The sequence below is a fragment of the uncultured Cyclobacterium sp. genome, assembly GCF_963977555.1.
GTDB lineage: Bacteria > Bacteroidota > Bacteroidia > Cytophagales > Cyclobacteriaceae > Cyclobacterium.
The window spans coordinates 294,863-308,351 of the sequence record NZ_CAXBPD010000006.1 but is presented as its reverse complement, the minus strand read 5'-3'; the positions used below and the strand labels follow the sequence as shown (position 1 = coordinate 308,351).

8 protein-coding genes are annotated in these 13,489 nt (G+C 39.8%); 2 read left to right on the top strand and 6 right to left on the bottom strand.

The window, feature by feature from the left end; genetic code table 11:
* Positions 1–31 precede the first annotated feature (31 nt).
* From odhB to AAC073_RS09990, 6 genes are all read right to left on the bottom strand, one after another.
* Positions 32–1,594 carry a 2-oxoglutarate dehydrogenase complex dihydrolipoyllysine-residue succinyltransferase gene (gene odhB / locus AAC073_RS10015; RefSeq protein WP_339923690.1) on the bottom strand — a complete coding sequence of 521 codons (1,563 nt, stop codon included), beginning with the start codon at positions 1,592–1,594 and terminating at the stop codon, positions 32–34.
* An 87-nt stretch (positions 1,595–1,681) separates the two neighbouring features.
* Positions 1,682–4,474, bottom strand: a complete 2,793-nt coding sequence (locus AAC073_RS10010; protein WP_339923689.1) for a 2-oxoglutarate dehydrogenase E1 component — start codon at positions 4,472–4,474, stop codon at positions 1,682–1,684.
* A 307-nt stretch (positions 4,475–4,781) separates the two neighbouring features.
* Complete coding sequence (locus tag AAC073_RS10005; protein WP_339923688.1) at positions 4,782–5,609, bottom strand: epimerase; 828 nt, start codon at positions 5,607–5,609, stop codon at positions 4,782–4,784.
* A 401-nt stretch (positions 5,610–6,010) separates the two neighbouring features.
* Entirely contained in the window at positions 6,011–6,634 is a 624-nt protein-coding gene (locus AAC073_RS10000) for a sterol desaturase family protein (RefSeq protein ID WP_339923687.1), read from the bottom strand.
* 147 nt (positions 6,635–6,781) lie between these two features.
* On the bottom strand, positions 6,782–7,924 hold the full coding sequence (gene bshA / locus AAC073_RS09995; RefSeq protein WP_339923686.1) for an N-acetyl-alpha-D-glucosaminyl L-malate synthase BshA: 1,143 nt from the start codon (positions 7,922–7,924) through the stop codon (positions 6,782–6,784).
* Positions 7,925–7,987: 63 nt separating this feature from the next.
* Positions 7,988–10,957 (bottom strand): glycoside hydrolase family 3 N-terminal domain-containing protein, encoded by a 2,970-nt coding sequence (locus AAC073_RS09990; RefSeq protein ID WP_339923685.1) that lies wholly within the window; start codon positions 10,955–10,957, stop codon positions 7,988–7,990.
* 253 nt (positions 10,958–11,210) lie between these two features.
* Here AAC073_RS09990 and AAC073_RS09985 point away from each other — a divergent pair, with 253 nt between their 5' ends.
* On the top strand, positions 11,211–11,627 hold the full coding sequence (locus AAC073_RS09985) for a hypothetical protein (RefSeq protein ID WP_339923684.1): 417 nt from the start codon (positions 11,211–11,213) through the stop codon (positions 11,625–11,627).
* Positions 11,620–13,473, top strand: a complete 1,854-nt coding sequence (gene mutL, locus AAC073_RS09980; RefSeq protein WP_339923683.1) for a DNA mismatch repair endonuclease MutL — start codon at positions 11,620–11,622, stop codon at positions 13,471–13,473. The genes AAC073_RS09985 and mutL overlap by 8 nt, the downstream gene beginning before the upstream one ends.
* Positions 13,474–13,489 lie beyond the last annotated feature (16 nt).

Genomic DNA, 13,489 nt, shown 5'->3' with positions numbered 1-13,489 from the left:
ATTTTTAGACAGGAAATATTTCAATTCAATTTTAAATACCTAGCATTAGTCTAGCTGGATCTTCAAGAAGCTCTTTCAAGCGAACAAGGAAGCTAACCGACTCTCTACCGTCAATGATTCTGTGGTCATAAGAAAGTGCTAAATACATCATTGGAAGAATCTTGACCTCTCCATTCACTGCCATTGGTCTTTCTACGATGTTGTGCATTCCCAGTATTGCTGCCTGAGGGGCATTGATAATAGGGGTAGACATCATGGATCCGAATATTCCACCGTTGGTCAATGTAAATGTTCCGCCAGTCATTTCGTCAATGGACAATTTGCCATCACGGGCTTTAACAGCGAGGCGAACAACTTCTTTCTCCACACCAGAGAAGGACAAGTTTTCTGCATTTCTGATTACAGGTACTACCAATCCTTTTGGAGAGGAAACAGCAATGGATATATCACAATAATCGTGATAAATGATTTCGTTTCCATCAATTTGTGCATTGACTGCCGGCCATTCTTCCAGTGCTATGCAAGCAGCTTTTGTAAAGAAAGACATAAAGCCAAGGTTAACTTCATACCGTTCTTTAAACTTGTCTTTGTATTGTTTTCTAATATCCATTATTGGCTTCATGTTGACCTCATTGAAAGTGGTCAGCATGGCTGTTTCATTCTTCACAGCCACCAATCTTCTGGAGATGGTCTTTCTTAGAGAGGTCATTTTCTCTCTTCGTTCCCCACGTTCTCCTTTTACGGCAGTGTCTTTATTATCTGTAGCGGCAGGTTTAGATGCATTTTTAGCTGTTGCTGGAGCTGCTGGTTTTGCTTTCTCTGCTTTTTCAGCATCTTCCTTGGTGATTCGTCCATCCTTCCCCGAACCTTTTACAGTTGCTGGGTCTACCCCTTTTTCTGACAATATTTTACTGGCTGCTGGAGAAGCATGGCCTGTGGCATAAGTCTCGTTGCCTGTAGGTTTTTTATCTTCAGAGGCATTTGCGCCCGCATTTCCAGAGGCCTCATTTGATGCCTCAGGGGCACCATCCCTTACTTCTATTTTACAAATTAATCCACCGATCTCCAATGTATCCCCTTCACCCGCTACATGCCTTAGGATTCCAGAAGCTTCGGCTGGCAATTCAAAAGTAGCTTTATCAGAATCTACTTCAGCAATTATTTCATCCAATTCCACATAATCGCCATCGGTTTTGATCCATGAGGCCAAAGTGACTTCAGTAATGGATTCACCTACTGCAGGAACGTGCATTTCTTTGACTTCACCACTGCTTTTAGAAGGTGCAGGGCTACTTGAATTACTCGTTTTTTCCTCCGAGGCAACCACTTCTGTGTCTTCAGTAGCTTCTTGCTCTTTTCCTTCAGTGTCAATTTCACAAATGACTGCTCCGATTTCGAGCGTGTCTCCCTCATCAGCTTTGGTATAAAGCACTCCTGAAGATTCGGCCGTAAGCTCGAAAGTAGCTTTATCGGATTCCAGTTCACAAATGACTTCATCCATTTCTACAAATTCACCATCTTTTTTAAACCATTGACCTATGGTTACTTCGGTGATGGATTCTCCTACTGCAGGGACTTTGGTTACTATACTCATCGGTTATTTGATTTTTTCCCGGGATTTAAAGTGTTTCCGGGCGAGAATTTCAAAATTTAATGTATAAATGATAAAAGAAATGGGAAATTAAGGATTTATTTTCAAAGCTTTTTCCAAAATTTGCTTTTGTTCTACCAGATGTACTTTATGGTACCCTGTTGCTGGCGAAGCACTTGGTTTTCTGGCAATGACATTCATGTTTAAATCCTTATACAGATTCCTTACTATAAATGCCCAGTAACCCATATTCTCTGGCTCTTCTTGAAGCCAAATCGTCTCGACATCTTTGTTATAAGCCTTAATTGCATTAAGAATTTGATTTTTAGGTAGCGGATGAAGTTGTTCCACACGAATGATGGCAACGTCTTCAACTTTCTCCTTTTCCCTCATTTCGATCAATTCATAATAGATTTTACCGGAGCAAAGCACCACCCTATTAACCTTTTTAGGGTTTGTAGTCTCATCTAACAGTACCTCTCTAAAATTACCACTTGTGAATTCACTTAGAGGCGACATCACTTTAGGGTGACGAAGCAATGATTTTGGGGACATTACGATGCAAGGCTTTCTGAAATTCCATGTCAACTGGCGTCGCAATAGGTGAAAGAAATTAGATGGTTCAGTGATATTGGCTACGATAATATTGTATTCAGCAGCTAACTGAAGAAATCTTTCTGGTCTTGCATTAGAGTGCTCTGGTCCCTGACCTTCGTAGCCATGTGGTAAAAGCATAACCAAACCATTCATCTTTTGCCATTTCGATTCACCAGAGGTAATGAATTGGTCGATCATGGTTTGTGCTCCATTTGCAAAGTCTCCAAATTGGGCCTCCCAAATATTTAGCGCATTAGGATTGGCCATAGAATAACCATATTCAAAGCCCAATACTGCATATTCCGATAAAAGGGAATTGTAGATATAGAATTTACCTTTACTGTCCTTTAATTCTCTTAAAGAGTCATAAGGCTTGTTAGTATTTGCATCGTGAACGACGGCATGACGATGAGAAAAGGTCCCACGCTCGCAATCCTGGCCAGTCATCCTTACCGTTTTACCATCCAGCAATAATGAACCATAAGCCAAAAGCTCTGCAGCAGCCCAGTTGAGTGATTTGCTTTGGAAGAACATATCCTTCCTCTGCTTGAGTTGCGCTTCTATTTGCTTGATAGGTTTAAATCCTTTTGGAAGTATGGTCAAAGCCTCTGCTACCTTTTCAATGGCTTCAGTACTTATTGCAGTTTCAGGGGATTTTTCAAAATCCTCAGGTTTGGAATAATCCAATGCTTTCCAAGCCATTTCAAATGGTGAAATGGTATAAGGAAGTGGCTTCACCTTAACCATTGCAAGCCTATCTTGTAGCAGTTGACGGAATTCTTTGTCCATCTGCTTGGCAAGCTTGGCATCTACCTGACCCCTATCAAGAAGCGTTTTATTGTAAATTTCTCGTGGGTTGGGATGTTTCGAGATGATATTGTACAGCTCTGGTTGCGTAAACTTAGGTTCATCGGACTCGTTGTGGCCATGCCTTCTGTAGCATACCATGTCAATGAATATGTCCTGATTGAATTTTTGACGGAACTCTACTGCGATTTTGGCAGCAAATACCACGGCTTCCGGATCATCTCCATTCACGTGTATAACAGGCGCATCGATTATCTTAGCTACATCAGTACAATAGATGGAGCTTCTGGCATCATCAAAATCTGTCGTAAATCCTACCTGATTATTGATTACAAAATGTATGGTTCCTCCAGTATTGTAGCCTTTCAAATTAGCCATCTGGGTGACTTCGTATACAATTCCCTGGCCGGCAACAGCAGCATCTCCATGGATAAGAACAGGAATTACCTTGTCCTCGTCTCCCTTATAGTGGTCATCTATTTTAGCTCTAACAAAACCTTCTACTACAGGGTTTACCGCCTCTAGGTGGGAAGGATTGGGAGCCAATTTTAAAATCATTAGTTTACCATTTCTCGTTGGAACTTCAGAAGAGAAGCCCATATGGTATTTTACATCTCCATCTCCCATGGTAAGGTCCGGTGTGGCGGTGCCTTCAAATTCAGAGAAAATCTGTTCGTAAGTCTTGCCCATAACATTGGCCAAAACATTCAACCGACCTCTGTGCGCCATACCGATCATCATCTCTTCTACCCCTAGGTCTGATGCTTTGTTTATCAGTGCATCTAAGAAAGGAATGGTGCTTTCTCCTCCTTCTAATGAAAACCTTTTTTGGCCGATGTATTTGGTATGCAAAAAGTTTTCAAAAACGACTGCTTCATTTAATTTAAATAGAATATTTTTTTTATCCTCTAATGGTGGGTTGAATTCAAGTGATTCTTTTTCAATCATGATTCTAAACCAATCCAACATTTCAGGATCTCTAATATACATGTACTCAAAGCCCATAGAGCCTTCGTAGATAATCTTAAGAGAGTCTATTATTTTGGATAATTTTGCCTCACCTACACCAATTTCATCTCCAGCTTGAAATACGGTATCCAGGTCTGTTTTCTCTAAGCCGAAATCTTTTAAGTCCAGTAAGGCATGGCGATCTCTTCTTTCCCTTACTGGGTTTGTCGTAGACCTTAGGTGACCTCTGGTTCTATAGGCATGGATCAATGCTCTTACCTTGATTTCCTTAGGCAGTTGTTCCATGTCCATAATGGTGCCCTTTGTGGCCAGGTTGCCATTCAAAGGTTGAGATGCGTTTGGGGCATCTCCTCTGCTTTCTTCCTCGCCAAATTTGTTTATGGCAAAATCGAATCCATCAAAAAAAGCTTTCCAACTGCCGTCTATCGCTTCGGGGTCTTTTTTATAGTCCTCATATAACTCATCAATGTAAGCTACATGGGCATTGGAAATATAAGAGTATTTATCCATGAGGTTATTTATATATTGCGAGGCAAAATTAGGTTAATAAGTTATTTAATAAAAACCGCTTATTCGGGTTAACGAATATAGCTGATTATCAATACTAATTAAATTTGGTCACCATATAATAGTACGTCATTTTTTCGATAAAAAAATTAAATTCGCAACCATAGGGTTTTTTAAAAGTTGCTTTGGAATTGCCAAGCCATATTTAAGACGAATTGAGAAATTTTTTTATTTTTTATAGGGGCAGCTTCCAGTATAAAATGATTTTGAGAAATTTGGGTATACAAAACTGCGTTTAGATTCAATGAGTTCAAGGTTTTACCTCAGAAGAATAGGTGAAACTGAGTGGGTTGTCATGAATAAATTGAAAATTGGTTTTACACCATTTTTCCGAGGAAATTTCTTTCCAGGCTTGTGCGCCTGCATTTGCGTAGGAAGCTGGTGGCGGAAAACCTAAATCAGTAGCATTTTTTTCAAAGACTTTCTTTTTGCAGGGGTGCTCAGGGGAGACAATATTATAGGTTTCATTCCATAAACTGTGTTCAACAAGCCATAAAATCGATTTTACTGCATCTTTTCGATGAATATAATTCACTGGAACGTCGCCAGAAACGTTCTCCTTACCTGAGAAATATTTCCCTGGAATTCTATCATCCCCTAACAAACCCCCAAAACGCACAATGGTTAAATCGTAGGTTTTGTCTTTCTGTAAAATTTGCTCCGCAATAAAGAGGGCCTGGTTACCAGTATTGTTTATATCTAGTGCATCTGATTCTTTAGCAACTTGATTATTTGTAGGATATACAGATGTGGCACTGATGTAAATAATTTTCTTAACGCCATGCGCTATAGCCAAAGCCTTTATGATTTCTATCTGCCTCGGATGATATCCTGAAGGCTTCGTTCGGGTAGAAGGAGGGAGGTTGATAAATAAAATATCGGTATCAAAAATATTCTTAGGTACTGGACCTGATAGTTCAGGCGTTAAATTGAGATTTTCACAAACAATGCCTAGTTGCTCCAATGATTGCTTTTTCTCAAGGCTAGTAGTCGTTCCCTTTACATTTACCCCTATTTGCTGAAAGGCCTCAGCAAGGGGCATACCCAACCATCCCAATCCTACAATACTAACAGTCATTTGATCCTTTTTCTATTTGAATAACAAAACCTATTAAGAACAATTACCAAAACTACAAATGGATAGAAATCATTTTAAATAGAAGAATTCTTTTTCAAGAATTTCAGGTACTATAGACCATAAAAGGACATCAATTGCGCATTACTCAACTTATGATACATTTGTTAGGACGATGAATCTAGTCAATTGGGTGGAGTATGAAAGGATTGAATCTTATAACCTTTTGTAGGTTTTAGAGATTGCCTTCTTTATTCAATCGGAATATTTCAATAAAATAATTCACTTGAAACGCTTATAAGCGACTACTTTGGTTTCCTACCCTAAGCAAAAACTTTAAAATTATAAATTATCACTATTTGAGCTTTGTCAAGGCAAATCGACCTGAATTAAATATTGACTCGTTATTTTTTGGGGAAAGTGCCAAATACATGGTCCCATAATGTAGTGCTGACCCCAAATGCTACATCCGGATCTTTATAGTGGTGAATCGCATGATTGACCCATAAGACTTTAAAAAAGTTTTTGGGTGGTTGGAAAGCATGAACGACGTAATGTACGCCGAGATAAGATGAATAGCCAACTAGGAATCCGGGAAGAAAATACCAAGACAGGTCTCCCATTAAAAAGTTGAACAAGAAATATAGAATTACTGCATAAAGCCCGGAAATAAACGGAGGCATAGCCAACCTATCTTTATCTCTAGGGTAATCATGGTGTACCCCATGCACATTGTATTGAAGTTTATCCTTGAATTTTGTATCTGGAATCATGTGATACAGGTACCTGTGAAGAAGGTATTCTACCAAGGTGAAAACGAAATATCCTCCCAGAAATAAAGATACTGCTTGCAAAAACGATATAGTGGTGGTTGAAATTCCAATATAAAACGAATACAGGCCTACGCCCAAAAATAAGGCAATTGGTATGCTAATATGCGTTCTGCTCATTTTTTCCAAAACTGGGTTGGTGAACAGTTGGGCTGATCCACTATTGTCGGGCCGATCCAATCTTCCAATTTTTTTCATTACAGGGTTGTGGTTTTATCCAACATCTTATTCAATTATAATGCCTAATTTAATAAAAAGTAAGGCAGAATTTAAGTGTTTGGTGATTTAACGTAACTTCTATGGTAACTAGTTTCATTTTATCCGTAAAATAAAAACTGTTTTCCGTCAATCTTTTAAGGTCGAGTAAACCTTTTCTATTGTTTTTTGATAAAAAGCTTCATAAAGAGGAAGTATGGCGGTAACATCAAATGATTTTGCACGGGCCAACGCGTTTTTCTTGAAATTTGCTAAGTTTTCATCTGCAAGTATATATTTAGCTTTTTCAGTCATGGTGGCGATGTCACCGATTTCACACAAAAAACCAGTTTCTCCTTCGATATTTAACTCAGGGATTCCACCTACATTACTTGTCAGCAGCGGTACTTCACAAGCCATGGCTTCAAGAGCTGCTAAACCAAAGCTCTCTTTCTCAGAAGGCATGAGGAATAAATCAGCGACAGACAATACCTCTTCTACCGCTTCAAGTTTTCCTAGAAAACGAACATCTTCACAGGTTCCTAATTCCCTGCAAAGTCGTTCCATTTTATCTCTTTCAGGACCGTCACCTACCAGCAGTAGTTTGGAAGGAATTGTTTTTCTTACTTCATAAAATACCCTAATGACATCTTGCACTCGCTTTACTTTCCTAAAGTTGGAGGTATGAACCATCAACTTTTCATCATTGGGGCAGATGGCTTTTTTGAAGTGATCTTTTTTCTGTCTTTTGAACCGATTAAGGTCTATGAAATTGGGGATTACTTCAATATGGTTGTCTACCTCAAAATGCATTAAGGTTGCTTTTTTTAGGTCTTCAGAAACAGCCGTTACGCCATCAGATTCATTGATACTAAATGTTACTACTGGTTCGTAGCTTGGATCTTTCCCTACTAGCGTAATGTCTGTGCCATGAAGGGTTGTTACAACTGGAATGATTATGCCTTGTTTTTTCAATATCTGTTTTGCCATATAGGCTGCAGAGGCATGAGGAATAGCGTAGTGGACATGCAAAAGGTCTAAGTCTTCATATTTGACTACATTTACCATTTTGCTAGCCAGGGCTAGTTCGTAAGGTGCGTGGTCAAAAAGAGGATAACTTTTAATGTCTACTTCGTGGTAAAATAAATTTTCACTAAAAAAATCCAACCTTGTGGGTTGGCTGTAAGTGATAAAATGAATTTGATGACCTTTAGCAGCAAGGGCTTTGCCCAATTCAGTGGCAACTACACCACTACCACCAAAGGTGGGGTAACACACTATCCCGATTTTCATTTTATAATAATTAGATGAGATTTTAATATCAGAAATTTAAACACCACTCAAGTAGCTTTTTGTTCATTTATCAGCTAAAAGAAATCTATTTTTTATTGCGCTATACATGATGTCTTGAATGTCAGAACGAACATTGTCCCTTAAAAGTTGGTTGTTTCCCGCATTCGGGTGTACCCGATTGGATAGAAAAATATAAATTAATTGATGTTCGGGGTCGGCCCAGGCTGCAGTTCCAGTAAACCCAGTGTGGCCAAATGTACTCGGAGAAGTAAGGTTTCCTGTAGGTCCTCTGTCTTTTTTAGGATCTGGTTTGTCCCATCCCAAGCCCCTTCTACTTTGAAAGGATTGCTTGCTGGTAAATTGCGCTATGGTGGCTTTGTCGATTAGCTCCTCTGTGCCATATTTTCCATTTTGGAGCATCATTTGCATTAATTTCGCTACATCATTGCTGTTGCCAAAAAGTCCTGCATGGCCAGCAACTCCACCATAAAGTGCGGCACCTGGATCATGAACATATCCCTGAACCAGGGTTTTTCTAAATATATGATCGTCTTCAGTGGGGGCAATTTGATCCGGACTGAATCTTTGTAAGGGAAGGTATCCAAACCGGTACATTCCCAATGGCGCATAAAACTGCTGCTCTAAAAACTCATTCATAGGTTGATTTACCAATGTTTCAACCAACCGATGCAATAAATACATCCCAACATCTGAATATTTGTAACTGTATTTACTGCTTTTCGTGCCACTGTATCTCAAGTTGGAAGCAACGGTCCATTTCCATACACTGTCTGGGAGTGCGCTATTTCCATAAATGCCATCGGCTATTTCTAGGGAATAGTTTTCATTTTTTTCGCGACTGTAATACTCAGGCTTCCAAGTGGTCCCTTCAAGGGTATTGTTAAAGTGGGGTATGTATGGGATCAGTCCTGCTTCGTGTGTCAGTATATTGCGAATGGTAATGTCCCCTTTGTTTGAGCCCGCCAATTCGGGTAGGTAACCCTTGAGTTGATCGTCTAGATCAATCATGCCCCTGCTATTTAAAAACATAATGGCTTGGGTGGTAGCCATGACTTTAGTAAGAGAGGCCAGGTCATATAAGGTTTTGTCGGTTACGGGCTGTTTATGTGTATAGTCGTAATGGCCATATGTTTTTTCAAAAATTACAGCACCATTTTTTGCGATAAGGATAGATCCCCCGGGAGTTGCTTTGTGTGCTATAGCCTTCTCCATAAGGCCATCAATTTTCATTAATTCCCTACTGTCCATTCCCTGAGCTTCCGGAGTGGAATAAGCCAACCTTTGTAAAGTTTCTGTCTCTATACCATGGCCTTCTGCCCAGGCATGTTGTAAGCTAATGGGTAACTTTCCAGTGCTTTCTCTTCCGCCAAAGATAACCTGTGGAGCAAGGCTTTCTGTAAAATCATTTTCCTCATAAGCGATAATCAGGTTCTCCTGATCCTTAAACTTGCTGGCGGAATAGGCATTTCCAAAGACAACAGTTATTACTTTGTGATTTTCTTGTAATCGTTTTATAAAAGCTATTTCATCATTTTTTAAACCAAAATTACGCCTGGAATTATTGGTCATTCCCATTACTCCCACAACGATTGTACTAAAGCCTTCCAGGTTTTTTTCCATGGCTTGAAAATTGTTCTGGTTGCTATTGGGTCTTAGGGTGAAATGTTCAAACTCTGCATATTTATCAAGAAAATCCTTAAAGGTTTCACCCTTTCTACCAAGTGTAAGGGAGGCCATTTTTTCCAATTCCAGGTGTTTTACAGGTATCAGTTGGTTCTCATTTGTTACCACTGTTAGGGAGGAGGCGTACATTTGTTCAATCAATGCTTTGGTGCCAAAATTGGAAAGGCGTTCAACAAGTTTGTGAGTGTCTACATGTTGATTTTGGTGCAATCCTGCCCAGTATTTTGCGTTCAGAATTTTTTTGACCCTTTGGTCTATTTCTTCTTGGCTGATCCTTCCTTCCTCCACCGCTTGCAAGATCAGTGTTTTGGATTTGGGTACATCTTCTGCGTACAACAACACATCATTGCCTGCAAGTAGAGCCATGAGCTCCACTTCTCCAGGTTTGTAAAGGCTGCTGACCCCTTTCATATTGAGAGCATCAGTGAAAATAAGCCCCTTAAATTGCATTTCTTCTTTTAGTAATTGGGTAACTACCTTGGGTGATAAGGTGGTGGGAAGGTTGGGCTCACTTCCTAAACTCGGAATGTGGAGGTGGGCAACCATGATGCTCATCAACCCTTCATTAATCAGTTCTCGGTAGGGGTACAAATCCACATCCACAATTCTCGCTTTGCTATTGTTAATGACAGGGGTGGTATAATGAGAATCTGAATTGGTATCTCCATGACCTGGGAAATGTTTGGCATTTGCCAGGATGCCATTGTCTTGCATTCCACGCATGTAAGAAAGGGATTTATTGCTTACCAATTGCTTTTTCTCTCCAAAAGAGCGGTAGCCTATGACAGGGTTCGATGGATTAGAGTTTACATCTACTACGGGAGCAAAATTGATATGCATCCCAATCTCTTTAAACTGTCGGGCAATTTCTTTCCCCATTTGGTAGACCAATGCATCATTTTTAGCGGCACCCAAGGTCATTTGTTTTGGGAAATTCAACACACTATCCAATCGCATGCCTATACCCCATTCTGCATCCATAGCTATGAAGAGAGGGGTTTTGGAGATGGATTGATAATGGTTGGTAAGGTGCGCTTGTCTTACAGGCCCACCCTGGAAAAATATGATTCCACCAAGGTTTTCATCTTCGACCAGCTGAGAAATGGCGTTAACATGTGCTTGCCCTTTATTTGAATACGCGGCCACCATAAAAAGCTGACCAAGACGTTCCTCAAAGCTAAGGCTATTAAAAACGCTGTCTACCCAATGCTGCTGTGCTGCTGAATTTTCACTAACCAATGGGTCTCTTGGTTCGGAGACGTCGTGACCTGATACCAATCCTATCAAAAGAAGACAACAGAAAAACATTGCGTAAACTTTTTGCCACATGGGGGTGTTAAAATTTTATTGGTAATAATTTAAGAATAACTTTGTGTTAATCACACAACGTTTGATTCAAACTTACGTAAATTCCCTACTTCTACCTACGTAAAAGTGATGAACAGAAGTAATTTTATATGAAACATTAGTTAGATAGTTAAGGTTTCAGTTGGTTTTGTTGTCTTTATGGAGTTATCGAAGAAAAACCAAAGGACCTGCTTGTTGAATTTGACAATGATATAGCAATTTAAAATCAGACAAAATGAATTTTCCATCCATATTTAGAATAAATCGGCCAAGTAGGTTCAATATCAACCCAAGACATTACGATCCGGTAAAGGAAGAGATAAAAGGCAGGACGGAAATGATCAAGCGGGATTTGGAGAGGAGTGGAGTGCTTAGCCCTGAAGAGGAAGCATTGCTGGAGAGAAGGGTTTCAGGAAACCATTCAAGTATCCGGGGCGCATTCACCAGTGGGAGCCCAATCAAAAAGCAACCTTCAAACATCATGGATAACACAGGGTTGATCCGTATGATAATAATCGTATTACTTGTTGGCGGCTTTGGATCATACATTTATCTTGGCCCTGTGGTTGTGTATTATTTCTTTTATTTGGCTGTTGCCGGAGGATTATTATTTGCCTTCTTAAGGTTAAAACCGCGAAAGAAAAATGAATGATTTAATTCAACTGTTGCCGGATGCCATCGCCAACCAAATAGCGGCTGGTGAAGTAGTGCAAAGACCGGCTTCAGCCTTGAAAGAGCTTTTGGAAAATGCCATTGATGCACATGCTGAATCCATACAGGTAGTAATTAAGGATGGTGGAAAATCACTTATTCAGGTAATAGATGATGGCTTGGGCATGTCGATTACAGATGCTAGAATGTGTTTTGAAAGACATGCAACCTCCAAAATCAGAAAGTCCGATGATCTTTTTAATATCAAGACTCACGGCTTTAGGGGAGAGGCAATGGCTTCTATCGCGGCGGTATCCCAGGTGGAGTTAAAGACTAAAAGGGACGAAGATGAATTGGGTACCTTAATTCAGATAGACAGTTCGACGGTTAGAAAACAAGAACCAATTGTATACCAGAGGGGAACCTCTGTTTCTGTTAAGAACTTGTTTTGCAACGTTCCTGCAAGGCGAAATTTTCTTAAATCAAATGCTGTAGAAACAAAACACCTGGTAGAAGAATTTCAGCGGGTAGCCTTGGCCTACCCGAAAGTCTCGTTTTCTTTTTACCAAAACGACATGGAGCTTTTTAAGTTAGCTGGTGGGAAATTAAGTAAAAGAATTGTAGGGATTTTCGGCAAGCAATACCGAGATAAGCTTATCATTTGTCAGGAAGAATCTCCACACATTAATATTCACGGATATATAGGTAAGCCTGAACAAGCGAGAAAATCACGAGGAGACCAATATTTCTTTGTGAATAACCGCTATATAAAGAGCAATTACTTGGGGCATGCGGTCAGTACGGCTTTTGAGTCTTTGATTGGACATGACCACCATCCATTTTATGTGCTTTTTCTGGAAATTGATCCCAAGCACATAGATATAAATGTCCATCCTACAAAAACGGAAATAAAATTTGACGATGAAAGAACCATATATGGCGTTGTAAGGGCTGCAGTAAAGCAAGCCTTGGGAGCACATCATGTGGTGCCCACCATAGACTTCAGCCTGGATGTAAATTTCACAGACAACTGGAGTCGTGATACCGAAAAGAGAAAAGAAGTAGGCTTGGAGAACAATTACAGGACCTATAGAGGACCAGGTCTGGCGAATAAGGACGTTAAGGGCTGGGAACAAATGTTTCAAAATGACCATGAAGATCGGGCTATTAATTTTGATCCCGAAAAAGAAAGTTCTGGTCAGCAAGAACTTAAGACATTTTCCAGTAAAGTTAATAGCAAAGAGGAGTTTACTACAAATGACATTAGTAAACCTTCCATTGGTGCGGGGAATACCTTTCAGGTGGATAATGCCTATATCATTACCCAAACCTCCTCAGGTCTCCTTATCTTTGACCAGCAAGCGACACACCAGCGAATCTTGTATGAGCGTTATGCCAATCAACTGGATCAGTCAAAAGGTGCCTCTCAGCAATGTCTCTTTCCGCAAAATATTAGGCTAAGTCCTGCGGATTTCTCTTTGGTTATGGACCTAAAAGAAGAACTAAATGACTTGGGTTTTCAATTGACTGAATTTGGGCAGCATGCGATTCTTATCAATGGTGTGCCAGCTGATATTCATATTACCAGTGAAAAAATATTGTTTGAAGAACTATTGGAGCAGTTCAAGCATTTTAAAAATGAACTTTCCCTGAATAGGAAAGAGAACCTTGCCAGGTCATTGGCTAAAAAGACCTCCATTAAAAGAGGTGACAAGCTCCAAAACCAGGAAATGGAAAATCTTGCAGGCCAATTGTTTGCCTGTCAAAATCCAAATTATAGTCCTGAGGGGAACAAAACCTTTATCAAATTGGATTTAAATAAAATCGATCGCTTTTTTTATTCCTGAACCAAAATAAGAACTT